Genomic DNA, 24,169 nt, shown 5'->3' on the forward strand with positions numbered 1-24,169 from the left:
CCACATAAGGAGAGAGGCCAAGCTGGGTCTCAACGGGCACCAGGGGTACCCGGGAACACAGTGCGGATGGCCCGCGTTGGACAGATCAGTTGGGAGAACAGCCTGATGGAGGTGCCGTCCCCCACGATGCAGAACAGCCTGAAGAACGAGCAGGTCGAGGGCCACCCGGTCACGGTCGACGAGTCCGCGTGGACCCCGCCGTCGTGGGACGAGGTCGTCCGCGAGCACGGCGACCGCGTCTACCGCCTGGCGTACCGCCTGACCGGCAACAGCCACGACGCCGAGGACCTCACCCAGGAGACGTTCATCCGGGTGTTCCGCTCGCTGGCGTCCTACAAGCCGGGCACCTTCGAGGGCTGGCTGCACCGCATCACCACGAACCTGTTCCTGGACATGGCGCGCCGCCGCTCGCGGGTGCGCATGGAGGGGCTGCCCGAGGACACCGACCGCATCGTCGGTGACGACCCGAGCCCCGAGCAGGTGTACAGCGACACCCACCTGGACCCGGACCTGCAGGCCGCGCTCGACGAGCTGCCGCCGGAGTTCCGCGCCGCCGTGGTGCTGTGCGACGTCGAAGGGCTTTCCTACGAGGAGATCGGTGCGACGCTCGGCGTGAAGCTGGGCACCGTGCGCAGCCGGATCCACCGCGGCCGGCAGGCGCTGCGTGCCTCGCTCGAACGGCGCCGGGCGGCCAAGGAGGAATCCGTGGGGGTTTCCGCATGAGCGAACTGCGAGGCTGGGGCCTGCCCGAGTCTCACCTGCTTCCCGACGCCGTCGTCGCCTTCGTGGACGGCGAGATGAGCCTGGGCGCCCGCGAGCGTGCCGCGTCGCACGTCGCGCGCTGCCCGATCTGCGCGGCCGAGGTGACGTCGCAGCGCCAGGTGCGCGCGGCCGTCCGGCACGCGGGAGCACCGTCGATGCCGGCCAGCCTGCTGGCGAGCCTGCGCAACATCCCGCAGGACACCGACCTGCCCACCAGTCCCGACAACCTCGCGGTGACCGAGGACGGCCAGCTGGTCGCGATCCAGCGGCCGGACCGCGTCGCCGGCCTCAAATCGTCCCCTTTTGGGTCGTCGGCGCCGCTCGGGTCGAGCGCGCCTTTCGGTAGCGGTTCCGCCGTGCTGGGCGGGCAGCGTCAACCGTCGGTGCGGCGCCGGGTCGCGCAGGGTGCCGGGGTGGCCGTGTCCGGCCTGGTGCTGAGCGCGCTCGCGCTCGTGGTGACCTCGTCGACCGGCGGCGATCCGACCCAGGCCAACCCGGAGCCGGGGCAGGCCCCCGCGCCCGGCGTGCTGCGTGCCCAGCTCGGCGGCGAGCCGAGCGCACCGGCCACCACCACGACCACCACCACCCCTGCCCCAGTGGCCGGTCGCTGACGCGCCCTTCACCGCCCGCGCGGGACAATCGGTGGCGTAGGGTCGCGCCGACAGCACGACGAGCCAGCCACCCGGGGAACGATGAGTCAGCCGAATCCACCACAGGACAGCGCCGGCGCGGAACCGCGGCTGGCGCCGCGCCCGCTGGACCGGCCGCCGGTGGATCCCGCGGAGGCCGGTGTGTTCGGCCGCCCGCACGGCGTGGACGGCGCCTTCGACAAGCTCTACACCCCCGGCACGCGCAACGGCGACAAGATCGCGTCCACGCCGCCGGCGCCGGAGTCGCTGGCCGAGGCCTTCGGCCGCCCGCCCGGCGCGGAGGACGTGCGGCTCCAGCGGCCCGCCGGGGACAACGGCAGGCACCCGGGCGGTGAGCCGGAGCCGCCGCTGTGGTCCCGGATGACCGACCCGTGGCGCGATCCGGGTTCGGCCGCGGTGCTGTCCCGCCCGGCGCTCGATCCCGACGACTCCGACGACTCCGACGCCGACCGTCCGCGCAGCGCCCAGCTGTCGCTGCCGGAGCTGCTGTTCGGCCGCCGGGTCAAGCCGGTCGCGCTGGGCCTGCTCGGGGTGATCTGCCTGCTCATCGGCGCGGTCGGCGGCCTGATCGGCTGGTGGCTCGGCGGCGCGGGTGACTCGCTGACCGGCTCGGCGACGATTTCCGAGGCCGAGGCTGGCAAGGAACGCGCGCCCGGCTCGATCGCCGACATCGCGCAGCGCGTCGCGCCCGCGGTCATCTCGATCGAGGTCAAGTCCGGCCAGTCCGGCAGCGTCGGCTCGGGCGTGATGATCGACCCGCAGGGCTACGCGATCACCAACAACCACGTCATTTCGCTGGCCACGAGCGATCCGCAGGCCAAGATCACCGCGGTGTTCACCGACGGCACCCGCACCGAGGCGCGGGTCGTCGGGACGGACCCGAAGACGGACCTGGCCGTGATCAAGGTGGCCGTGTCCAATCCGACGGTGCTGCAGATCGGCGACCCGGCCAGCCTCGAACCGGGCGATTCGGTGATCGCCGTCGGCTCGCCGCTGGGGCTGGAGAACACCGTGACCTCGGGCATCGTGAGCGCGCTGCACCGGCCGGTCACCGCGGCGGGGGAGAACGGCGAGCCGCCGGTCACCTACGACGCCATCCAGACCGACGCGCCCATCAACCGCGGCAACTCGGGCGGGGCGCTGGTCGACTCCACGGGCGCGCTGGTCGGCATCAACTCGTCGATCCGCACCGATGGTGGTCAGGACGGTTCGGGCGGCAGCATCGGCATCGGGTTCGCGATCCCGGCCGACGACGCCATCAAGATCGCGCGGACGCTCATCAGCAGTGGTCAGGTCAAGCACGCCGACATCGGGGTGAACGCGGCGTCGGTGGCGGCGGAGACGTCGGAGGGCGCGCAGGTGCTCAACGTCGCCGACGGTGGTCCGGCCGCGCGGGCCGGCATCGCGGAGGGCGACGTCATCACCAAGCTCGGTGACCGGCTGGTGCGCAACGCCGCGGAGCTGACGGTGGCGGTGCGGCAGCACGAGATCGGCGAAACGGTGCCGGTGCAGCTGGTGCGGCAGGGGCGGACGCTGATGGTCGACGTGACGCTGGGCTCGGACTGACGGCGCGGTGGCCGAGACGTGAACTCCTCGATCAGCGGTGGACCGGGGCTGTCGCCGAGGTAACCTGGGAGAGCTACGGCCGTGTGAGGCGGAGGTTCGCGAATGTTCGAAAGCGTTGGCTGGGGCGAGATCCTCGTCCTGATCGTCGCGGGCCTGTTCATCCTCGGCCCGGAGCGACTGCCCGAGGCGGCCGCGTGGCTGGGCCGCAGCGTGCGGAAGGTGCGCGACTTCGCGAACGGCGCGCGGCAGCAGCTGAAGGACGAGATGGGCTCGGACTTCGAGCAGTTCCAGAAGCCGCTGGAGGACCTGCGGCAGCTGCGCAACTTCGACCCGCGCCGGGCGGTGACGCAGCACCTCTTCGACGGTGACCCGGACCCGCTCGGGATCAACGGCCTGTCGGGCGGAAGCGTGAAGCCGAACGGCTACCCCGCGGCGGCCAGCCCGGCCACCAAGGCGGAGCCGGAGCCACTCAAGCCAGGCGAGAAGCCACCGGTGGACCCCGACGCCACCTGAGCAAAGAAGGCGCCCCTGACGGGGCGCTCTTTTTTTGGGAGCGTGCCCGAAAACCGCCGGCCGGCAACGCAACAGCACCGACTACCCCAAGGGCCGCGCGGCAGCCCTGCACAACCCCCGCCCGGCAACGCAACAGCACCGACTACCCCAAGGGCCGCGCGGCAGCCCTGCACAACCCCGCCCGGCAACGCAACAGCACCGACTACCCCAAGGGCCGCGCGGCAGCCCTGCACAACCCCCGCCCGGCAACGCAACAGCACCGACTACCCCAAGGGCCGCGCGGCAGCCCTGCACAACCCCCGCCCGGCAACGCAACAGCACCGACTACCCCAAGGGCCGCGCGGCAGCCCTGCACAACCCCCGCCTGGCAACGCAGCAGGACCGACTACCCCAACCAGACCTCCCCCGCCCCCGATCCACAGCCGGTCTTTGGTCGCCGACCAGGCGTGTCAAGGTACTCTTTCCCGCCTTGACACGCCTGCTCGGCGACTGAAACACAATCAGGCATCGGGGGCGGGGGTGGTCGTAAGGTGACCGTTCGGCGCCGTGAGGCGCTCCCGCCCGCAGGGCGTTGCCCGCCCGCAGGGCGGACTCCCCGCCTGCCCAACGTCACCTCTAAAGATCAAAAGATGTCCTCGCCGGACGGGCAGGCTCCGGGATGACGGGGGACCGTTGTTGTCTCACCTCGGGTGGGTGGTCGCTGGGTGGTCATCCCGTCGCCTTCCGGTTTGTGCGTATCACCTTGAGCCAGGGCCGCAAGGTTGGCACCGTCGGCCGCCGGAGAGAGCCCGGGTTGCGGCCCTGGCTCAAGGTGATCGTCCAGTGTCAGGCGACGGGATGACCACCCAGCTACCTTGGGTTCTCAAGCGCCCTAGCGGCCGCTGGGGCTGAGGTTCAGCATCTTGCCCGCCAGCCCGCGCGCCCGCACCGAGAGCTTCTTCGCCACGTCCTGGAGGACCTGCGACGCCTGGGCCTCCGGCTCCGCCAGCACCAGCGGCGTCCCCGCGTCGCCCTGCTCACGCAGGCGCGGGTCGAGCGGGACCTGGCCCAGCAGCGGCACCTCCGTGCCCACCGACTTCGACAGCGAATCCGCCACCGTCCGGCCGCCGCCGGAGCCGAAGATCTCCATCCGCTCCCCGGACGGCGTCTCCAGCCACGACATGTTCTCGATGACCCCGGCGATCCGCTGCCGCGTCTGCATCGCGATCGCGCCGGCCCGCTCGGCGACCTCGGCCGCCGCCTGCTGCGGCGTGGTCACCACCAGGATCTCCGCGTTCGGGATCAGCTGCGCGACCGAGATCGCGATGTCCCCGGTGCCCGGCGGCAGGTCCAGCAGCAGGATGTCCAGATCGCCCCAGAACACGTCGGCCAGGAACTGCTGCAGCGCGCGGTGCAGCATCGGCCCGCGCCACACCACCGGCGTGTTGCCCGAGGTGAACATGCCGATCGAGATGACCTTCACGCCGTGCGCCTGCGGCGGCATGATCATCTGCTCGACCTTCGTCGGCTTCTCGCGCGCGCCCAGCATGCGCGGCACCGAGTGACCGTAGATGTCCGCGTCGACCACGCCGACCGACAGCCCGCGCTGGGCCATCGCCACCGCCAGGTTGACCGTCACGCTCGACTTGCCGACCCCGCCCTTGCCGGACGCGACGCAGTACACCCGCGTCATCGAGCCCGGCTGGGCGAACGGGATGACCGGTTCCGCCGAATCCCCGCGCAGCTGTTTCCGCAGCTCGGTGCGTTGCTCGTCGCTCATCACGTCGAGCTCCACCCGGACCTCGCGCACACCGGGGAGCTTGCCGACCGCGGCCTGGGTGTCCTTGGTGATGGTGTCCTTGAGCGGGCAGCCGGCGACCGTCAGATACACCGCGACCGTGACGACGCCGTCCTCGCTGACCGCGACGTCCTTGACCATTCCGAGGTCCGTGATGGGCTTGCGGATCTCGGGGTCGTGAACGTCCTTCAGCGCCGCGCGGACGTCCTCGGCGCTGGGGATCTGCTGCGTACTGGTCACCCCACCATGCTACGGACCGGTAATGGCCTCTGCCTGGGCCCTATTGCTTTTGCCACGTCGCGGCTTCGTGTTGAGGTCCTCACGCAGCTTGTCCAGCTCCCCGCGCAGGTAGTCGCGGGTGGCGACCTCGCCGACGGCCAGGCGCAGCGCGGCCAGCTCACGCGCCAGGTACTCGGTGTCGGCCTTGGTCTGCGCCGCCCGGTGCCGGTCCTCCTCCAGCGACACCCGGTCGCGGTCGTCCTGGCGGTTCTGCGCCAGCAGGATCAACGGCGCCGCATACGCCGCCTGGGTGGAGAAGGCCAGGTTGAGCAGGATGAACGGGTACGGGTCCCAGCGCAGGGCGGCCGCGCTCAGGTTGATGATGATCCACACGATCACGATGAGCGTCTGCCAGAACAGGTACTTCCCGGTGCCGAGGAACCGGGCCAGCCGCTCGGACAGCCGTCCGAAGCTGTCCGGGTCGATGCTGACCCGGGGCCCGCGGCCGGAGCGGGGCTGGTCGAGGCGGCGCCGCGCGGTCAACTCAGGCACTGTCAATCTCCTGTCCCTCGGTGATGTCGGCCAGCCCGGTCTCGCGCCAGCGGTCGGGCAGCAGGTGGTCGAGCAGGTCGTCGACGGTGACGGCGCCCAGCAGGTGGTCCTGGTCGTCCACGACCGGACCGCAGGCGAGGTTGTAGGCCGCGAAGTAGCGGGTGATCTCCGGCAGCTCGGCGTCCGGGCCCAGGGCGGGCAGGTCGGTGTCCACGGCGCTGGCGACCAGCTCGGCAGGCGGCTCGCGCAGCAGGCGCTGGAAGTGCACGCAGCCGACGTACCGGCCGGTCGGGGTCTCGGTCGGCGGGCGGCACACGAACACCAGGCTCGCCAGCGCGGCGGGCAGGTCGGGGTTGCGGATGTGAGCCAGCGCCTCGGCGATCGTGGCGTCCGGGGTGAGGATGACCGGCTCCGGCGTCATCAGGCCGCCCGCGGTGTCCGACGAGTAGGTGAGCAGGCGCTTCAGCGGCTCGGACTCGTCCGGGTGCATCAGCTCGAGCAGGCGGCTCTGGTCGGCCGGGGCCAGCTCGGCGAGCAGGTCGGCCGCGTCGTCCGGGTTCATCGCCTCCAGGATGTCGGCGGCGCGCTCCTCGGCCAGGTGCGCGAGCAGCTCCTTCTGGTCCTCCTCGGGCAGCTCCTCCAGCACGTCGGCGAGCCGCTCGTCGTCCATCGAGTCGACCACCTCGTGCCGCCGCTTGGTCGGCAGGTCGCGCATGGTCGCGGCGATGTCGACCGCGCGCATGGTGTCGAACAGCATGAGCAGCTGCCCGGCGCCCTGCGGCTGGCCGGTGAGGTCGGTCAGGCTCAGCCCGCGCACCTCCGACCAGGGCAGCACCCGCAGCGACGACCGCCGCCTGCTCAGGCCGAGCCGCCCGGTGCGCTCGCGGACGGCGAGCTTGGCCAGCACCCAGTCACGCGTGCGGACCGGTTCCATCGCCGCGTCGGCGACCGTGACCCGCGCGTCGGTGGCGGCCAGCCGGGCCTGCGCGTCGATCAGCTGCCCGAGCACCAGCACCTCGTTGGGGCGGCGGTGGAAGCGGCGCATGTTGACCGAGCCGGTCGCGAGCGTGACGGCGGTCGGTTCGATCGCGGTGACCCGCAGCATGGGCACGAACACGCGGCGCCGGGTGGCCAGCTCGACGACGAGACCGAGCACCCGCGGCGGCTGCTGATCCAGCCGCAGGCCGGCGACCAGGTCGCGGACCTTGCCGATCGACTCGCCGTCCGGCCCGAACACCGGCAGGCCGGCCAGCTGGGCGGCGAAGACTCTGTTCACTCCGGCCATGCTGGAAGATTAGGCGAGCCGCGCGTAGCGCGTCGGTTGAGGGCGGTGGCGGGCTGGCGGGTGGGGACTAGGCGAGCGCCGCCCACTCGGCGATCGCACTGAGGATCGGCACGCTGGGAAAACCCCCGTGCTCGGCGGCCCACAGCCAGTCGTCCACGGCCCGCACCAGCGTCCAGGCGCGGGCGCGGTCCGCGTCCAGCCCGGCGGTCAGCACCCGGGCCCGCTCTTCCACTGTGGACTCGTCGAACCGGTTCCACAGCAACGGGATCAGGCCGAACTCCGGATCCCCGGCGATCGGCTGCGGATCGATCACGAGCCACGGTTCGCGCGACCCGGCGAGGACGTTTTCGTAGTGCAGGTCCTGATTGACCAGTGACGTCCCGGCCTCCGGGCCGAGGTCCCGGCACACCGCGACCGCGGCGTCCAGCAACCGCTTCGGCACCGGCCCGCCCAGCCGCGCCCATTCCACGGGCATCTCCTCGGCGAGCCGGACGGCCTCGTCGCGCAGGGTGCGGCCGAGCGGGGGAGCGGGGACGGTCAGCCGGTGCAGCAGGCCGCACGCGATCTCCAGCGCCTTGTCCAGCGGCTCGGTCAGCAGCGTCCGGGACGCGTCGAGCCGTTCCAGCAGCAGCGCGCCGCGAGCGCTTTCCAGCAGCCGCACCGCGCCGCGACCATCCCAGGTGGACAGTGCCACCGGCTCGTCCCGGGTCCAGTCGTCCTGCCAGGCGAGCTTCAGCACGAGCGGTTCGCCGTCGCGGCGCACCGGGAACACCAGCGCCGTGTAGCCGTGCCAGGGCGGCCCCTCGATCGCCAGCCCCCACTGCCGGCAGCACCAGTCCGCCAGGTCCGGCAGCGCGGCCAGCCACGGCCGCACCACGTCCCCCTCGTTGTCGATCAGCCGCTCCGCGAACTCCTCAGGTACCCGCACGTCACCCAGAGTGCCAGCGATCGGGCACTTCCCAATGACTGTGACGGGGGTAACATCGCGTCAAGGGACACGCACCCCTGGGAGCCGCCATGCTGGCCGAAATCATCACCGTCGTCGCGGCCGTGGGAGTCACCGGGCTCGCCACCAGCCTCCGCGTGGTCCGGCAGTACGAACGCGGGCTGGTGTACCGGTTCGGCCGGGTCCGCCCGAACGTCCGCGAGCCGGGCCTGACCATGCTGCTGCCGGGCGCCGACCGGCTGCAGAAGGTGAACATGCAGATCGTCACCCTCCCGGTGCCCGCGCAGGAGGGCATCACGCGGGACAACGTGACGGTCCGTGTCGACGCCGTCGTGTACTTCAAGGTCATCGACCCCGTGGTCGCCGCCGTCAACGTGCAGGACTACCGGTTCGCCGTCGGGCAGGTGGCGCAGACCTCGCTGCGCTCGATCATCGGCAAGAGCGACCTGGACGACCTGCTCTCCAACCGGGAGCGGCTCAACCAGGGGCTCGAGCTGATGATCGACAGCCCGGCCCTGGACTGGGGCGTGCACATCGACCGGGTGGAGATCAAGGACGTCGCGCTGCCCGAGTCGATGAAGCGGTCGATGTCGCGCCAGGCGGAAGCCGAGCGGGAACGCCGGGCGCGGGTGATCTCGGCCGACGGCGAGCTGCAGGCGTCGCACAAGCTGTCCGAGGCCGCGGGCATCATGGCCGACGCCCCGGCGGCGTTGCAGCTGCGGCTGCTGGAGACGGTGGTGCAGGTGGCGGCGGAGAAGAACTCCACGCTCGTACTGCCGTTCCCGGTCGAGCTGCTCCGCTTTCTCGAACGGCACACCGCCCACCCGGAGAAGTCCGCCGAGCGGCAGGTGAACGGGCAGGCGCCGGCGCCGCGGCAGCCGGAGGAGTCCGCCCCCGGGTGAGGCGCGCCATATGCGGGATCGCACGGCGGGCGCGATACTCGCCGGTAATAACGCCCGCAGACACAGGAGTCGCCCCATGGCCCGTCTGGCCCGGACCGCCGGTCTCACCGACGTGCAGCACGAGATCCTGTCCACCGTCCGCTCGTTCGTGGACAAGGAGATCATCCCGCACGCCCAGGAGCTGGAGCACGCGGACGCCTACCCGGCGGACATCGTCGAGGGCATGAAGGAGATGGGGCTGTTCGGGATCACCATTCCCGAGGAGTTCGGCGGGCTGGGCGAGTCGTTGCTGACCTACGCGCTGGTGGTCGAGGAGATCGCGCGCGGGTGGATGAGCGTGTCGGGTGTGATCAACACGCACTTCATCGTGGCGCACATGATCTCCCGGCACGGCACGCCGGAGCAGAAGCAGAAGTACTTGCCGAAGATGGCACAAGGACTCGTTCGCGGTGCTTTTTCCATGTCCGAGCCGGATCTGGGCTCGGACGTGGCGGCGATCAAGACGCGCGCGCGGCGGGACGGGGACGACTACGTCATCGACGGGTCGAAGATGTGGCTGACCAACGGCGGCTCGTCGAACCTGATCGCGCTGCTGGTGCGTACCGACGAAGGCGCGGAGAAAGCGCACCAGAACCTCACGACCTTCCTGGTGGAGAAGCCGGAGGGCTTCGGTGAGGTGGCGCCGGGGCTGACGATTCCGGGCAAGATCGACAAGATGGGCTACAAGGGCGTCGACACCACCGAGGCGGTGTTCGACGGCTTCCGGATCCCGGCGTCGCAGGTCCTCGGCGAGGCCCCGGGCCGGGGGTTCGCGTTCATGATGGACGGCATCGAGGTGGGCCGGGTGAACGTGGCGGCGCGGGCGTGCGGGATCGCGATCCGGGCGTTCGAGCTGGCGGTGGAGTACGCGCAGCAGCGCCGGACGTTCGGCAAGCCGATCGCCCAGCACCAGGCGATCGCGTTCAAGCTGGCCGAGATGGCGACCAAGGTCGAGGCCGCGCACCTGATGATGGTCAACGCGGCCCGGCTGAAGGACACCGGCGAGCGCAACGACGTGGCGGCGGGCATGGCGAAGCTGATCGCGAGCGAGTACTGCGCCGAGGTGACGCAGGAGGCGTTCCGCATCCACGGCGGCTACGGGTACAGCAAGGAGTACGAGATCGAGCGCCTGATGCGCGAGGCGCCGTTCCTGCTCATCGGCGAGGGCACCAGCGAGATCCAGAAGACGATCATCAGCCGCGGCTTGCTGCGCGAGTACCAGGTCAAGAGCTGATCAACCCCTGGTGTGTCGGGTTCGCGTGGTTTCATGGGGGTTGGCAGGATGAAGTCACTCGATCACTACGACAGCACAGGTGATGACCGTGACCAGCCCGTTCTCCTCCGGCGGCCGTCAAGTACAGGGCCTGCCGCGCTTGCCGACGCCGCCCACGGGGTGGCCGATCGGCTCCTACGCCACCTACCAGGAGGCGCAGCGGGCGGTCGACTACCTCGCCGACAACCAGTTCGCGGTCGAGGACGTGACCATCGTCGGCGTCGACCTGATGCTCGTCGAGCGGGTGCTGGGCCGGCTGTCGTGGGGTCGCGTCCTCATGACCGGCGCGATCTCCGGCGCCTGGTTCGGCCTGTTCGTGGGTTTCCTGCTGGCGATGTTCGCCTCCGGCGCGACGGTCACCTACCAGCCGATCCTGGTCGGCCTGGTCTCCGGTGTGCTGTTCGGCCTGGTGTTCGCCGCCATCAGCTACGCCTCCTCGCGCGGCCGCCGCGACTTCGCCTCGGCCAGCCAGCTGGTCGCGGGCCGCTACGACGTCCTGTGCCAGCCCCGCAACGCTGAGCAGGGCCGTGACCTGCTGGCGAAGCTCGCGATGCGGCCATCCGGGGCAACGGACTGAATCGTGACCTCCACCGCTTGCGGACGGTGATCGCCGGGCATAGTTTCAGTTCCCACCGATCGTGCGACCCGGGTTGACACCCTCGGGTTGCTTGATTGCATGCACGACGGCGTGCGGGGTGGGTCTCCCGCCGGCCGCGTGCCGAGGAGGAGGCCTGATGGGGAACGGTAAGAGCCGGGGCAGGCCGCCCGGCCGGATCGCAGCGGTGGTCGGCGCGGGCATGCTGACCGCCGGGCTGGTGACCGCCTGTGGATCCGAACAGGGGATCACGCTCAACCTGTACTACGCGCCGGAGGACACGTTCCAGTCGGTCGTGGACAACTGCAACGCCAAGGCCGAGGGGCGCTACCGGATCGTCTACAACAAGCTCCAGCGCGGCGCCGACGACCAGCGGCTGCAGATGGCGAGACGGCTCGCCGCCGGTGACGACGGCCTGGACATCCTGGGCCTGGACGTCACCTGGGTGCCGGAGTTCGCCGAGGCCGGCTGGGCCGAGGAGTGGACGGGGCCGAACAAGGCGCAGGCGGAGGCGGGCGTGCTGCCCGGCCCGCTGGCCACCGCCACCTGGAACGGCAAGCTGTACGCGGCCACGAAGAACACCAACGTCCAGCTGCTCTGGTACGACGACCGGATCACACCGCGGCCGCCCGCGACCTGGGACGAGATGATCAACCAGGCCGAGCAGCTCAAGGCGGCCGGCAAACCGCACAACATCCTGTTCACCGGCGCCCAGTACGAGGGCCTGGTGGTCATCTACAACACGCTGGTCGCCTCCGCGGGCGGGCGCATCCTCTCCGACGACGGCAAGTCCGTGGTCATGGACGAGGGCGCGGTGCAGGCGCTGGAGCTCCTCAAGCGGGTCACCTCCAGCGGCATAACCGACCCGTCGCTGACGAACCAGAAGGAGGACGACGTCCGGCAGGCGTTCCAGCGCGGCAACGGCGCGTTCGAGCTGAACTGGCCGTTCGTCTACGCCTCCTACGCCGACGAGCAGCCGCAGGACCTGCAGCACTTCAAGTGGTCCACCTACCCGGCCGTCGACCCGGGGATCCCGGCGAAGACCACGATCGGTGGCTACGACCTCGCGGTCAGCACCACCTCCAAGCACAAGCCGGAGGCGTTCGAGGCGGCGCTGTGCCTGCGCAGCCCGGAGAGCCAGAAGTTCTCCGCGCTCAACGACGGTGTCCCGCCGAGCATCGAGGCGCTCTACACCGACGACACCCCGCTCGACCCGACCAAGCCGGTCGACGCGGACAACAACCCGAGCATGGCCACCGCGTACCCGATGCGGGACGCGATCCTCGCCGCGCTCAAGGATCCGGCGGTGCGCCCGCTGACCCCGGCGTACCAGAGCCTGTCCACGGTGATCTCCAAGGTGCTGTCGCCGCCGTCGGAGATCGATCCGCAGCGGACGGCCGAAGAGCTGCGCAGCAAGCTGACCGACGCGCTGAACTCGAAAGGGGTGATCCCGTGAGCACGGTCGAGGACGTTTCCACGACGCCACAGACCACGGCGAGAACGGGGAAAGCGGCCCTGAGCGAAGGGAAGAGGGCGGAGCGGCGGCTGGGCTGGCTGCTGTGCGCGCCCGCGGCGCTCGTGATGGTCGCGGTCACCGGGTACCCGATCGTCTACTCGATCTGGCTGTCGCTGCAGCGGTACGACCTGCGGTTCCCGCAGAACACCGAGTTCGTCGGGCTCGCCAACTACGCGGCGGTGCTGTCGGACTCCTACTGGTGGACGGCGTTCGGCACCACGATGGCCCTCACGATCATCTCGGTGGCCATCGAGCTGGTGCTGGGCATGGTGCTCGCGCTGATCATGCACCGCACGCTCGTCGGGCGCGGCCTGGTGCGCACGGTGTCGCTGATCCCGTACGGCATCGTGACCGTGGTCGCCGCGTTCTCCTGGTACTACGCGTGGACCCCGGACACCGGCTACCTGGCCAACACCCTGGCCGGGGACTCGGCGCCGCTGACGCAGTACCTGCCGTCGATGGCGATCATCATCCTCGCCGAGGTGTGGAAGACGACGCCGTTCATGGCGCTGCTGCTGATGGCCGGGCTCGCGCTGGTGCCGGACGACCTGCTCAAGGCCGCGGCGATGGACGGCGCGAGCGCTTGGCAGCGGTTCATCAAGGTCATCGTGCCGGTGATGAAGCCGGCGATCCTGGTGGCGCTGCTGTTCCGCACCCTGGACGCGTTCCGCATCTTCGACAACATCTACGTGCTCACCGGCGGCCAGAACGACACGTCGTCGGTGTCCATGCAGACCTACAACAACCTGATCAAGGGCCTGAACCTGGGCATCGGGTCGACGATGTCGGTGCTCATCTTCATCACGGTCGCGATCATCGCGTTCATCTTCATCAAGCTGTTCGGCACCGCGGCGCCGGGCAGCGACAAGGGAGGGAAGCGCTGATGGTGATGGGCGGAGCGGTCACCACCGGCCGCAAGACGAAGTGGACGCTGATCGACATCGTGGTGGTGGTCTACGCGCTGGTGCCGGTGCTGTGGATCCTGTCGCTGTCGCTGAAGACGAAGGACACCATCGACGACGGGAAGTTCATCCCGCGTTCGTGGACGCTGGAGAACTACGCGGACATCTTCCAGACCCTGGACTTCGTGCGGGCGCTGATCAACTCGATCGGCATCTCGATCATCGCGACGCTGATCGCGGTGATCCTGGGGACGATGGCGGCGTACGCGATCGCGCGGCTGGATTTCCCCGGCAAGCAGCTGCTGGTCGGGGTCTCGCTGCTGATCGCGATGTTCCCGCAGGTGTCGCTGGTGAGCCCGCTGTTCAACATCGAGCGCACGCTCGGGCTGTTCGACACCTGGCCGGGGCTGATCCTGCCGTACATCACGTTCGCGCTGCCGCTGGCGATCTACACGTTGTCGGCGTTCTTCCGGGAAATCCCGTGGGAACTGGAGAAGGCGGCCAAGATGGACGGCGCCACGCCCGGCCAGGCGTTCCGGCGGGTCATCGCGCCGCTGGCGGCCCCGGGCGTGTTCACCACCGCGATCCTGGTGTTCATCTTCTGCTGGAACGACTTCCTGTTCGCCATCTCACTGACCTCGACCAACGCGTCGCGGACGGTGCCGGCGGCGTTGTCGTTCTTCACCGGGGCCTCGCAGTTCGAGGACCCGACCGGGACGATCTGCGCCGCCGCGGTCGTGATCACCGTCCCGATCATCCTGTTCGTGTTGTTCTTCCAGCGCCGCATCGTCGCGGGGCTGACCTCCGGTGCGGTGAAGGGGTAGCGCCATGGCTGAGATCGTGCTGGACAAGGTGAGCAAGCGCTATCCGGACGGTGCGCTCGCCGTGTCCGAAGTGGACTTGCAGGTCGCCGACGGTGAGTTCATCATCCTGGTCGGCCCGTCCGGGTGCGGGAAGTCGACCACGCTGAACATGGTGGCCGGGCTGGAGGACATCTCCTCCGGCGAGCTGCGCATCGACGGCGAGCGGATGAACGAGAAGGCGCCGAAGGACCGGGACATCGCGATGGTGTTCCAGTCCTACGCGCTGTACCCGCACATGAGCGTGCGGGAGAACATGGCCTTCCCGCTGCGGCTGGCGAAGATCGACGACGCCACGGTGAAGGCGAAGGTCGAGGAGGCCGCCGAGATCCTGGACCTGACCCCGCACCTGGACCGCAAACCGTCCAACCTGTCCGGCGGGCAGCGGCAGCGGGTGGCGATGGGCCGGGCGATCGTGCGCAGCCCCAAGGCGTTCCTGATGGACGAGCCGCTGTCCAACCTGGACGCCAAGCTGCGCGGGCAGATGCGGACGTCGGTGTCGAAGCTGCAGCGCCAGCTCGGCACGACCACGCTGTACGTCACGCACGACCAGACCGAAGCCATGACGCTGGGCGACCGGGTCGTGGTGCTGCGGGCCGGGTACGTGCAGCAGATCGGGTCGCCGCAGTTCCTCTACGACCACCCGGCCAACCTGTTCGTGGCCGGATTCATCGGGTCGCCGTCGATGAACTTCGTGCCCGCGACGCTGGAGGACGGGAGCCTGAAGAGCCCGCTGGGCACCGTCGAGCTGCCGGACCGGCTGCGCCGCCTGGCGGAGGCGGCCGGTGCGCCGCGGGAGGTGATCGCCGGCATCCGGCCGGAGCACTTCGAGGACGCCGGGCTGCTCGACGACACCGCCACGCGCGGCGGGTGCGTGTTCAGCGCCCATGTGGACGTGCTGGAGTCGATGGGCTCGGAGAAGTACGCGTACTTCACGGTGGAAGGCGCGACGGCGACGTCGTCCGAGCTGGCGGAGCTGGCGGCGGACGCCGGAGCGGACGACGTGCCGGGCGGCGGAGCGTCCATCACGGCCCGGCTGTCCCCGTCGTCGGGCGCCCGGGAGGGCGGCACGCTCGACGTGTGGTTCGACGTGCAGAAGGTGCAGCTGTTCGATCCGTCGTCGGGGAAGAACCTGACCTACGAAGAGTGACCGCGCTCCGGCGCGACGAGGGCCACTTCTCCTGGCGGAGGGGTGGCCCTCTTTCGTGCCCGGAGAACGCTGTGATTTAACCCACAAGAGTGATGGATTATTCGGTAATGTCGAATCACCGTTGGTATCGCGGAAGGGGATTCCGATGACGTTGCCGATCGACGAGGTGCTGACCACCACCCGCGCGGTTCGGAGGCGGTTGCGGTTCGACCGGCCCGTCGCGCCGGAGGTGATCCGGGAGTGCCTGGAGGTCGCCGTGCAGGCGCCCAGCGGCGGGAACCGGCAGCCGTGGCGGTGGATCGTGGTGCGGGACGCGGAGCAGCGCGCGCGCATCGCCGAGGTCTACCGGCGGTGCTTCGCCGAATACGTCGCCGAGCTGGGCGACCCCGGGCCGTCCCGGGACCTGGACAGCGCCCGGTTCCTCGCCGACAACCTGCACCGGGTGCCGGTGCTGGTGCTGCCGTGCCTCGTCGCGTCGCGGCTGCCCGAGGGCAGCCAGGCCGGCCTGTGGGGCTCGCTGCTCCCGGCCGCGTGGAGTTACCTGCTCGCCGCGCGGGCCCGCGGTCTCGGCACCGTGTGGACCACCTGTCACCTGCGGCGGGAGGCCGAGGTCGCGGAGATCCTCGGTCTCCCGCCGGGGATCCGCCAGGGTGCCCTGATCCCGACCGCCTACCACGACGGCGGCCCGTTCCGGCCGGCCCGGCGGGCGCCGCTGGCGGACGTGCTCGTGGTCGACCGGTGGCGGCGAACCCGGGAACTCGTGGCCGACCTCGACGACCCGTTCTTCTTCGACCACGAACTCGACCACCTGCCCGGGATGCTGCTCCTGAGCGCCGCGCTGGACCTCGTGCGCCCGGCCGGGGCGGAGCCCGCTGTAGTCCTGACGCTCGACTTCCGGGGCATGGGGGAACTGGACGCGCCGGTCCAGCTGACCGCCGAGCCGAGCGAGTCGAGCACCGGGCGGTGGCGGGTGGAGGCCGGTCAGGAGGGGCGGACGATCATGACCGGCACGATCGAGGTGGGCGCCACTGCTGAGTGGCCCCTGGGTTCGCTGGGGGATCCGGCGTGGCCTGCCGATTCCGGCGCGGTCGAGGTGGGCGCTGCCGTCGAGTGGCCCGTGGATTCGGTGGAGGATCCGGTGCGGTCTGCCGGTTCCGGCGCGGTCGAGGTGGGCGCTGCCGTCGAGTGGCCCGTGGGTTCGGTGGAGGATCCGCGCCGGGTGGTGCGGCCCGTCGATCGGCGACTGGTGCACCGCCGCCGGGCGGAGAACGTGGTCGTCGGCGACCTCGCCGAGAGCGAGCAGGACTGGCGCGTCACCGTGCTGCCGCCGCCGGCCGGGCACCACCTCGACGGCGGGCGGACCGCGGAACGGCTGATCGAGGCGGCGCGGCAGTTCGTGACGCTCCTGGAGTACGCGGACAACCAGCGGCAGGAGGGCACCCGCTTCGTACTGACGCGGCTGGCCGCCACGGTGCCCGCCGGCCCGTCCACCGGAGCGGTCCTGAGCTGGGCGAAGACCGGCACCCGAGGCAACCGGCCACGCTACGACGTACGGATCCTGGACGCGGACGGCCAGTGCGTGGGCTCGGTGACCGTGTGCGGCCGCGCCCTCAGCGATGCGGCGTTCCGCAGGCTGCGGGGCCGGACAGCGCCGCAGCCTGCCGCGTTGTGAGGTGGGCTTCGGTGATGGTGTGCGGCGCGCCGTCGGCGGTGCGGTGTTCGGCAGGCTGCGGGGTCGGGCGGTGCCGCAGCCTGCCGCGTTGTGAGGTGGGCTTCGGTGATGGTGTGCGGCGCGCCGTCGGCGGTGCGGTGTTCGGCAGGCTACAGGGCCGGGCGGTGCCGCAGCCTGCCGCGTTGTGAGGTGGGCTTCGGTGATGGTGTGCGGCGCGCCCTCAGCGATGCGGCGTTCCGCAGGCTGCGGGGCCGGACAGCGCCGCAGCCTGCCGCGTTGTGAGGTGGGCTTCGGTGATGGTGTGCGGCGCGCCCTCGGCGGTGCCGCATTCCGCAGGCCGCGGTGACCGGGGGTCTCACCGTCGGCGGGCTCGCTGGGCTTCGGGCCGGTGTTCGGTCGCGCTCTCAGTGATGCGGCGTTCCGCAGGCTGCGGGGCCGCCCGGCGCCGCTGGCCGGCGTGACCGGGGGTCTCGGCGTGCGGCGCGCGCTGCGGGGCCGGGCAGCGGCGCCGGCCTTCAGCGCCGGCGGGCCCGCAGCGCTTCGATGACCTCGTCGTCCCAGCGGTGTTGCCGGATCAGCCGGTAACGCTCGCCCGCGACCCACATGTACGCCTCGGCCTCGGTGCGGTCCCCGATCAGCTCCGCCTGCCGCATCATCTCCACCACCGGCAGGTACTCCTCGTCGTACCAGCGCCGGGCGATCGTGGCGCGGTCGAGGAATTTGCCCTCCGCCTGCATGAGCCGGAACCCCCACGCCTCGACGTGCTCACCGAGGTGCGCGTAGTCCCACGGGTCGCTCACCACGATCGCCGCGCGCGCCTCGCCGGTCAGCGGCACCCGCGACAGGAACAGCCGCCGGTAGTCCTTGACGATCAGGTCGCCCCGGTAGCGGATGCCCTTCGGGTCGAGCTTGGTGTGCACCTCGGTCACCGACGCCTCGATGGTCTCCAGCCCGAGCGCGTAGGCGACCGAAACGCGGTGGTGCCCGTCGATCACGAAGTGCAGGTCACCGACCCGGTACACCTCGATCGGCGGGATGTGCTCGCCGCGGCGCGCGGCCAGCGCGAGCCGTTCCCAGCGCTCCCGCACCCGGCCGGACGTGGGCCGGAACCGGCGGTCGAAGTCGCGGCCCCGGTCCACGCTGCCGACGATCGAGTTCAGCGGGATCACCCGCCGCCCGATCCGCCGCTCGCCCGCGTACCCCAGCGCGTCCACGACCTCGTCGAACGGCAGCATGATGTTGACGTCGTCGGGTTCCCGGCGCAGCCAGTTCGCCAGCCGGGACAGCACCTGCCGCCGCCGGGCGCGCAGGAAGTCGTGTTCGGCGTCGGCGCGGGGGAAGCCGGTGTCGCGCGCGGGGGTCACGTCCGCACCTCGTGCGGGGTGAACTCGATGAGGTGCTTGCCGACGACGTTGCGGACTCGGGTCTCGCCCATCCGGTGCTCCCGGGGGTGTTCGCCGTAGGGGTGGATGTGGCCGTGCAGCAACCAGTCCGGCCGCATCCGCTCGACCACCGGGTGCAGGCAGTCGAAGCCGCGGTGCGGCGGGTCTTCGCGGTCGCCGACGCCGCGCGGCGGGGCGTGCGTCAGCAGGACGTCGACGCCGCGGCCGTCGCGGCGCCGCCGGCGCGCCGCCTGCCGGACCAGGCCCCGGGCGCGGCGGGCCTGCTGCGCCTGGGTCCACTGGTTCGGCCCGTCGTTGTAGCGGACCGAGCCGCCCAGCCCCGCGATCCGCAGACCGCACACGTCGACCACGCGGCCGTCGGCGTTGATGCCACCGGCCGGACCGGGCCACGCCTGCGGGAACCCGGCCCGCAGGAACAGGCCGCCGTGGCGGGTGAACCCGGACAGGTCCGGGTCGTGGTTGCCGGGCACGAACACGCACGGCACACCGCCCAGCGCGTCGGTCAGGAACTCCAGGTAGTCGAACGGCAGGTCACCGGCGGCCAGGACGAGGCCGACGTCGCAGCCGGGGCCGATACCGGCCCACAGCCGCTCGTCGACCTCGTCGGCGACCACCAGTGCGCGCATGGGTCCACGATAAGGACTCCTCAGCGGGCCTGCGCGAGTTCCGGGTGGTCCGCGATCAGGACCGCCACCACCGCGATCCACGTCAGGGTCAACGCGAGCGCCCAGAACTTCACGCTCGTGAGCAGTCTGGTCATGAGTCGACTCCTTTCATCGAACACTTCAGGAATGGGCTACAGCCAGTTGTTCTTCCTGAATATTCGGTAAAGAAGCAGGCAGATCCCGAGAATCAGCACGAGAACCGCCGGATAGCCGAACTGCCAGCGCAGTTCCGGCATGTAATCGAAATTCATGCCGTAGATACCCGCGATCATCGTGGGCACCGTGATCATCGCCGCCCACGAGGTGATCTTGCGCATGTCGCTGTTCTGCTGGAGCGTGATCTTGGCGACCGTCGCGTTCACCAGCGTCGTCAGCAGCTCGTCGAAGTTGCCCACCCGCTCCGACACGGTGGTCAGGTGGTCGTCGACGTCGCGGAAGTACGACCGGACCTCGTCGGGCACCAGCCGGGTGAACCCCTCGGCCAGCCGGCGCACCGGCGTGACCAGCGGCAACACCGCCCGGCGCAGCTCCAGCACCTCGCGTTTCATGAGGTAGATCTGCTCCGCGCTGACCGTCGACCGCGGCGCGAACACGCGCGCCTCCATCTCGTCGATGTCCTCCTCGATCGACGAGGTGACCTCCAGGTACTGGTCGACGATGAGGTCGGTGATGGCGTGCAGCACCGCGGCCGGGCCGTTCACCAGCCGCTCCGGGTCCTCGTCGAGCTCACGGCGCAGCCGCGCCAGCCCGGAGTGCGCCCCGTGCCGGACGGTGATGATGAAGTCCAGCCCGAGGAACGCCATCAGCTCGCCGCTCTCCACGATCTCGTTGGCCGTGGTGGGCGACTCGTGCTCGACGTAGCGGACCGTCTTGAGCACCATGAACAACGTGTCGTCGTAGCGCTCCAGCTTCGGCCGCTGGTGCGCCTGCACGGCGTCCTCGACGGCCAGCTCGTGCAGGCCGTAGACCTCCGCGATGCCCTGGATCTGCTGCTGGTCGGGCTCGTGCAGGCCGATCCAGACGAACCCGTCACGCCGGCGCCGGACCTCCTTGATGGCCTCGGCGTGCGTCCAGCGCCCGGGCAGCCGTTCGCCGTCGACGTACACGGCGCAGTCGACGATGTAGGCCGACACCGGGACCGGCACGGGCGGCTCGACCCGGGTCGACCGGCCGTTGCCCCGGCCGCGCAGGCCACCGAGGGAGGGAATCGCAGGCATGGGATCTCCTGGCTTTCGCAGTGCGTACCACGACCGCCGGGCGGGCAGGAATGCGTCCGCTCGGCACTGACCAGCGTTTTCCCGGGCGAAAAGAGACCTAACGGCCGGAGAGGATTCCGGCCATGCGGAGGGAAACGCTGGGTTTACTAGGGAGCGGACTATCGCCACTACTCATCGTGCGTTCCTCACCTCCTCCAGCCGGACCGGCAACGTGGCGGCTGTCGCGTTGACGCACCGCCTCCATTGGCCGAGGGTACTCCTCAACATCAGTTGACGTCGCTCCAGGTCGGTGTGGCGTTACCCGCAGGGAGGTCGAGCGGTGCAGTTCGGGCGGTATTTCGAGGAGTTCGAGGTGGGCGCGGTGTACAAGCACTGGCCCGGCAAGACGGTGACCGAGTACGACGACCACCTGTTCTGCCTGCTCACCATGAACCACCACCCGCTGCACATGGACGCCCACTACGCGGCCGAGACCACCGACTTCGGCAAGAACGTCGTGGTGGGCAACTACGTCTACTCGCTGCTGCTGGGCATGTCGGTGCCGGACGTGTCGGGCAAGGCGATCGCGAACCTGGAGATCGAATCGCTCCGGCACGTCAAGCCGACCTTCCACGGTGACACCATCTACGGTGAGACCGAGGTGCTGGACAAGACCCCGTCGAAGTCGAAGGACGACCGGGGCGTGGTGTACGTGGAGACCCGGGGCTACAAGCAGGACGGCACGATCGTGTGCATCTTCCGCCGCAAGGTCCTGGTGCCGAAGCAGAACTACGGTGAGGCGCGTGGGGGCGAGCAACCGGGCCGTCCCGTTCCGCACGAGTGAGGGAGAGCGCGTGACGATCGGGTTGGCCGAAGCCAAGCGGCAGCTGAGCGAGTTCGCCGGGAGCGCGGCGGGCGAGTCGCCGCTCTACGAGCACCTCGCGTCGAAGGCCGCCAAGGACGACGAGGTGGCCGGCCTGCTGGCCGCCGCGCCCGGCGGGGCGAGCCCGGCGCTGCTGTTCGCGGTCGCGCACCGGCTCATCCAGGCCGACCCGATCCACCCGCTCTCGCGCTACTACCCGTCGCTGGGCGGGTTCGACGGCGTCGACGGCCAGACCTGGCCGGTGTTCCGCGAGTTCCTGCTCGCGCACGCGGACGACGCGGCCGGGATGCTCGCGTCGAAGTCGCTGGCGAACAACGAGGTGCGCCGGGCCGCGTCGGCCTTCCCCGGGGTCGCGATGGCCGCCAAGCAGGCCGGCGGCAAGATCGCGTTGATCGAGGTCGGCACCGCGGGCGGGTTGCTGCTGGGGATGGACAGGTTCGCCTACCGGTACCAGTGCGACGGTGGCGAGCAGCTGGTCGCCGGGCCGGCCAAGGCTGCCGTCGGGCTGCACTGCGCGCTCGACCTGGCGCCCGGCGCGGTGCTGCCGAAGCTGCCGAAGAAGCTGACCGTCGCCGCGCGGGTCGGGCTCGACCCGGCGCCGCTGGATCTGTCCGATGAGGACGAGCTGGCGTGGCTGGAGGCGTGCGTGTGGGCCGACCAGCCGGACCGGGTGCGGCTGCTGCGGGCGGCGGCGCTGGCGCAGCGCAAGTCGCCGCCGGAGATCATCGCCGCGGGCGCGGTCGGCGGGTTCGACGAGGCGGTGTCCCGGGTGCCCGCGGACCTGCCGCTGGTGGTGCTCACCAGCCGGACCATGGGCCACATCCCGGACGCCGACCGCGCCGAGTTCCTGTCCCGCATGGCCGCGCTGGGCCAGACGCGTCCACTGTGGTGGGTCATGGACGAGACGTACGAGCACGGGCTGTCCGCGGTGCTGCCGGGCCGGGACGAGCTGGCCTTCGCCCGGGACGGCCTGACGACGCTCGGGCTGGCGCGGCGCACCGCGGACGGCTGGGACGCCGTCGCCCTGGCCCGCACCACGCGCTACGGCGCCCGGATGACCTGGCTGGCCGCCTAGCTGTTGTGTGGCCGGGCCCACTGCGGTGAGGATGTGGTCATGGCTGAGGACACGTGGTTCACCCCGCTCACCCCGCTGGCGTTCCTGGAGCGCTCCGCCGAGGTCTTCGCCGACAAGGAGGCCATCGTCTACGGCGAGCGCCGCGTGACCTACCGCGAGTTCGCCGCCGAGGCGACGCGCGTGGCGCGGGCGCTGCGGGCGAGCGGTATCGAGCCCGGGGACCGCGTGGCGTACCTGCTGCCGAACATCCCGGAGATGCTGGTCGCGCACTTCGCGGTGCCGCTCGCCGGCGCGGTGCTGGTCGCGATCAACACCCGGCTCGCGCCGGCCGAGATCCGCTACATCCTCCAGCACTCCGGGGCGAAGGTGCTGGTCGTGGACGCCGCGTTGCACGCCTCGGTGCCGCCGGACGCCGGCGTGGACATCGTGACGGTGGTCGACGGCGCCGCGCCGGATCCGGCCGTCGGCGGCATCACCTACGACGAGCTGCTGGCGCGCGGCAGCGACGAGCCGCTGCCGTGGCGCGTCGCGGACGAGCGGTCGACGATCTCGATCAACTACACCTCCGGGACGACGGGACGGCCCAAGGGCGTCCAGTGCCACCACCGGGGCGCGTACCTGAACTCGCTCGCCGAGATCATCCATTCGGGTCATTCGCCGGAGTCGAAGTACCTGTGGACGCTGCCGATGTTCCACTGCAACGGCTGGTGCACGACGTGGGCGGTCACCGCGATCGGCGGCACGCACGTGTGCCTGCGGGCGGTCGACGCGGCGGAGATCTGGCGGCTGCTGGACGGCGAGGGCATCACGCACCTCAACGGCGCGCCGACGGTGCTGAACACGATCGCGGGCTACTCCGGGGCGCATCCGCTGTCGCGCGAGGTCGTGGTGACCACGGCCGGGGCGCCGCCGTCGCCGACCGTGATCCGGCGGATGACGGACCTGGGCGCGCGGCTGGTGCACGTGTACGGGCTGACCGAGACGTACGGCCCGTACACGGTGTGCGAGGCGCAGGAGGGGTGGATCAAGCTCGACATCGCCGAGCGGAGCAGGCTGATGGCGCGGCAGGGCGTCGGGATGCTGGTGACCGACGGGATCCGCGTGGTGGACGAGCAGATGCGCGACGTGCCCCGCGACGGCGTCACGATGGGCGAGGTCGTGATGCGCGGGAACAACGTGATGTCCGGCTACTTCGCCGACCCCGAGGCGACGGAGAAAGCGTTTCGCGGCGGCTGGTTCCACTCCGGCGACCTGGGCGTGTGGCACCCGGACGGCTACATCCAGCTGCGTGACCGGGCGAAGGACATCATCGTCTCGGGCGGCGAGAACATCTCGACGATCGAGGTGGAGGCGGCGCTGGACTCGCACGAGGCCGTCGCGGAGGTCGCGGTGGTCGGCGTCCCGGACGAGAAGTGGGGCGAGCGGCCCAAGGCGTACGTCGTGCTGCGCCCCGGGGCCGCGGTGACGGCCGAGGAGCTGCGGTCGCACGTGCGGGAGCAGATCGCGCGCTTCAAGGTGCCGGACCGGGTGGAGTTCGTGGCGGCGCTGCCGAAGACCTCGACGGGGAAGATCCAGAAGTTCCAGCTGCGCGAACGGGACTGGAGTGGCGCGGAGAGCCGCATCCAGGGCTGAAAGCGCCCTCAGCAGCGCGGAGGCGGCTCGCTCCGCGGGAACAACGCGCCCCTGCGGGGCGGCTCGGCACGAAGGCAGCGCGTTTCCGTCGGCTCGCCACAGCCGACAGGCCGCCGCGAGCAGCGATTTTCGCCGC

General features: G+C 70.8%; 22 protein-coding genes. 15 read left to right on the forward strand and 7 right to left on the reverse strand.

Features of this window, described 5'->3' with window-relative positions; genetic code table 11:
* Positions 1 to 105 precede the first annotated feature (105 nt).
* The 4 genes from sigE (at position 106) to tatB (ending at position 3,491) form a co-directional block, all read left to right on the forward strand.
* The gene (gene sigE / locus L1857_RS07370) at positions 106 to 723 is read left to right on the forward strand and encodes an RNA polymerase sigma factor SigE (protein WP_094006873.1); all 618 of its coding nucleotides are present in this window, start codon (positions 106 to 108) and stop codon (positions 721 to 723) included.
* A complete protein-coding gene (locus L1857_RS07375; RefSeq protein ID WP_116110919.1) occupies positions 720 to 1,373 on the forward strand; it encodes an anti-sigma factor family protein in 654 nt (217 codons plus the stop codon). Before sigE ends, L1857_RS07375 begins: the two co-directional genes overlap by 4 nt.
* Positions 1,374 to 1,454: 81 nt before the next feature.
* Positions 1,455 to 2,978, forward strand: a complete 1,524-nt coding sequence (locus L1857_RS07380) for a S1C family serine protease (protein ID WP_094006871.1) — start codon at positions 1,455 to 1,457, stop codon at positions 2,976 to 2,978.
* A gap of 102 nt (positions 2,979 to 3,080) precedes the next feature.
* The gene (tatB, locus tag L1857_RS07385; RefSeq protein WP_094006870.1) at positions 3,081 to 3,491 is read left to right on the forward strand and encodes a Sec-independent protein translocase protein TatB; all 411 of its coding nucleotides are present in this window, start codon (positions 3,081 to 3,083) and stop codon (positions 3,489 to 3,491) included.
* 871 nt (positions 3,492 to 4,362) lie between these two features.
* Here tatB and L1857_RS07390 read toward each other — a convergent pair.
* From L1857_RS07390 to L1857_RS07405, 4 genes are all read right to left on the reverse strand, one after another.
* Positions 4,363 to 5,508 (reverse strand): Mrp/NBP35 family ATP-binding protein, encoded by a 1,146-nt coding sequence (locus L1857_RS07390; RefSeq protein ID WP_249464688.1) that lies wholly within the window; start codon positions 5,506 to 5,508, stop codon positions 4,363 to 4,365.
* Positions 5,509 to 5,517: 9 nt separating this feature from the next.
* On the reverse strand, positions 5,518 to 6,039 hold the full coding sequence (locus tag L1857_RS07395; protein WP_094006868.1) for a DUF1003 domain-containing protein: 522 nt from the start codon (positions 6,037 to 6,039) through the stop codon (positions 5,518 to 5,520).
* Positions 6,032 to 7,324: a magnesium transporter MgtE N-terminal domain-containing protein gene (locus L1857_RS07400; protein ID WP_094006867.1), complete on the reverse strand. Its 1,293-nt coding sequence runs from the start codon at positions 7,322 to 7,324 to the stop codon at positions 6,032 to 6,034. The genes L1857_RS07395 and L1857_RS07400 overlap by 8 nt, the downstream gene beginning before the upstream one ends.
* Before the next feature lie 67 nt (positions 7,325 to 7,391).
* Positions 7,392 to 8,261, reverse strand: a complete 870-nt coding sequence (locus L1857_RS07405) for an aminoglycoside phosphotransferase family protein (RefSeq protein ID WP_429728359.1) — start codon at positions 8,259 to 8,261, stop codon at positions 7,392 to 7,394.
* 80 nt (positions 8,262 to 8,341) lie between these two features.
* On the opposite strand from L1857_RS07405, the gene L1857_RS07410 reads away from it, so the two are divergent.
* The 8 genes from L1857_RS07410 (at position 8,342) to L1857_RS35360 (ending at position 17,179) form a co-directional block, all read left to right on the forward strand.
* Positions 8,342 to 9,172, forward strand: a complete 831-nt coding sequence (locus L1857_RS07410) for a slipin family protein (RefSeq protein ID WP_094006866.1) — start codon at positions 8,342 to 8,344, stop codon at positions 9,170 to 9,172.
* Between the two features lie 76 nt (positions 9,173 to 9,248).
* The gene (locus L1857_RS07415) at positions 9,249 to 10,445 is read left to right on the forward strand and encodes an acyl-CoA dehydrogenase family protein (RefSeq protein ID WP_094006865.1); all 1,197 of its coding nucleotides are present in this window, start codon (positions 9,249 to 9,251) and stop codon (positions 10,443 to 10,445) included.
* An 82-nt stretch (positions 10,446 to 10,527) separates the two neighbouring features.
* Positions 10,528 to 11,061 carry a YflT domain-containing protein gene (locus L1857_RS07420; RefSeq protein ID WP_094006864.1) on the forward strand — a complete coding sequence of 178 codons (534 nt, stop codon included), beginning with the start codon at positions 10,528 to 10,530 and terminating at the stop codon, positions 11,059 to 11,061.
* Between the two features lie 157 nt (positions 11,062 to 11,218).
* A complete protein-coding gene (locus L1857_RS07425; protein ID WP_094006863.1) occupies positions 11,219 to 12,535 on the forward strand; it encodes an ABC transporter substrate-binding protein in 1,317 nt (438 codons plus the stop codon).
* On the forward strand, positions 12,532 to 13,479 hold the full coding sequence (locus L1857_RS07430) for a carbohydrate ABC transporter permease (protein WP_094006862.1): 948 nt from the start codon (positions 12,532 to 12,534) through the stop codon (positions 13,477 to 13,479). The genes L1857_RS07425 and L1857_RS07430 overlap by 4 nt, the downstream gene beginning before the upstream one ends.
* Complete coding sequence (locus L1857_RS07435; RefSeq protein WP_094006861.1) at positions 13,479 to 14,321, forward strand: carbohydrate ABC transporter permease; 843 nt, start codon at positions 13,479 to 13,481, stop codon at positions 14,319 to 14,321. The genes L1857_RS07430 and L1857_RS07435 overlap by 1 nt, the downstream gene beginning before the upstream one ends.
* 4 nt (positions 14,322 to 14,325) lie before the next feature.
* A complete protein-coding gene (locus L1857_RS07440) occupies positions 14,326 to 15,507 on the forward strand; it encodes an ABC transporter ATP-binding protein (protein WP_094006860.1) in 1,182 nt (393 codons plus the stop codon).
* Between the two features lie 145 nt (positions 15,508 to 15,652).
* Positions 15,653 to 17,179: a nitroreductase family protein gene (locus tag L1857_RS35360; protein WP_205413295.1), complete on the forward strand. Its 1,527-nt coding sequence runs from the start codon at positions 15,653 to 15,655 to the stop codon at positions 17,177 to 17,179.
* A 515-nt stretch (positions 17,180 to 17,694) separates the two neighbouring features.
* Here the strand turns inward: L1857_RS35360 and L1857_RS07455 are convergent.
* The 3 genes from L1857_RS07455 to L1857_RS07465 all read right to left on the reverse strand — a co-directional run bounded on the left by L1857_RS07455 (position 17,695) and on the right by L1857_RS07465 (position 20,464).
* Positions 17,695 to 18,543: a ParB N-terminal domain-containing protein gene (locus L1857_RS07455; RefSeq protein WP_094006854.1), complete on the reverse strand. Its 849-nt coding sequence runs from the start codon at positions 18,541 to 18,543 to the stop codon at positions 17,695 to 17,697.
* Positions 18,540 to 19,208: a metallophosphoesterase family protein gene (locus L1857_RS07460; protein ID WP_094006853.1), complete on the reverse strand. Its 669-nt coding sequence runs from the start codon at positions 19,206 to 19,208 to the stop codon at positions 18,540 to 18,542. Before L1857_RS07460 ends, L1857_RS07455 begins: the two co-directional genes overlap by 4 nt.
* A gap of 170 nt (positions 19,209 to 19,378) precedes the next feature.
* Positions 19,379 to 20,464, reverse strand: a complete 1,086-nt coding sequence (locus L1857_RS07465; RefSeq protein ID WP_116111428.1) for a magnesium and cobalt transport protein CorA — start codon at positions 20,462 to 20,464, stop codon at positions 19,379 to 19,381.
* A gap of 319 nt (positions 20,465 to 20,783) precedes the next feature.
* Between L1857_RS07465 and L1857_RS07470 the strand changes: the two genes are divergently transcribed.
* From L1857_RS07470 to L1857_RS07480, 3 genes are read left to right on the forward strand one after another with little or no spacing between them, the layout of a single operon-like run.
* Complete coding sequence (locus L1857_RS07470; protein WP_116111427.1) at positions 20,784 to 21,287, forward strand: MaoC family dehydratase; 504 nt, start codon at positions 20,784 to 20,786, stop codon at positions 21,285 to 21,287.
* A 10-nt stretch (positions 21,288 to 21,297) separates the two neighbouring features.
* A complete protein-coding gene (locus L1857_RS07475; RefSeq protein ID WP_162831112.1) occupies positions 21,298 to 22,401 on the forward strand; it encodes a DUF2332 domain-containing protein in 1,104 nt (367 codons plus the stop codon).
* A gap of 39 nt (positions 22,402 to 22,440) precedes the next feature.
* Positions 22,441 to 24,033, forward strand: a complete 1,593-nt coding sequence (locus tag L1857_RS07480) for an acyl--CoA ligase family protein (RefSeq protein ID WP_249464690.1) — start codon at positions 22,441 to 22,443, stop codon at positions 24,031 to 24,033.
* Positions 24,034 to 24,169: the final 136 nt, after the last annotated feature.

Origin of the sequence: Amycolatopsis thermalba (genome assembly GCF_023376025.1) — a bacterium.
GTDB classification, from domain to species: Bacteria; Actinomycetota; Actinomycetes; order Mycobacteriales; family Pseudonocardiaceae; genus Amycolatopsis_E; species Amycolatopsis_E thermalba.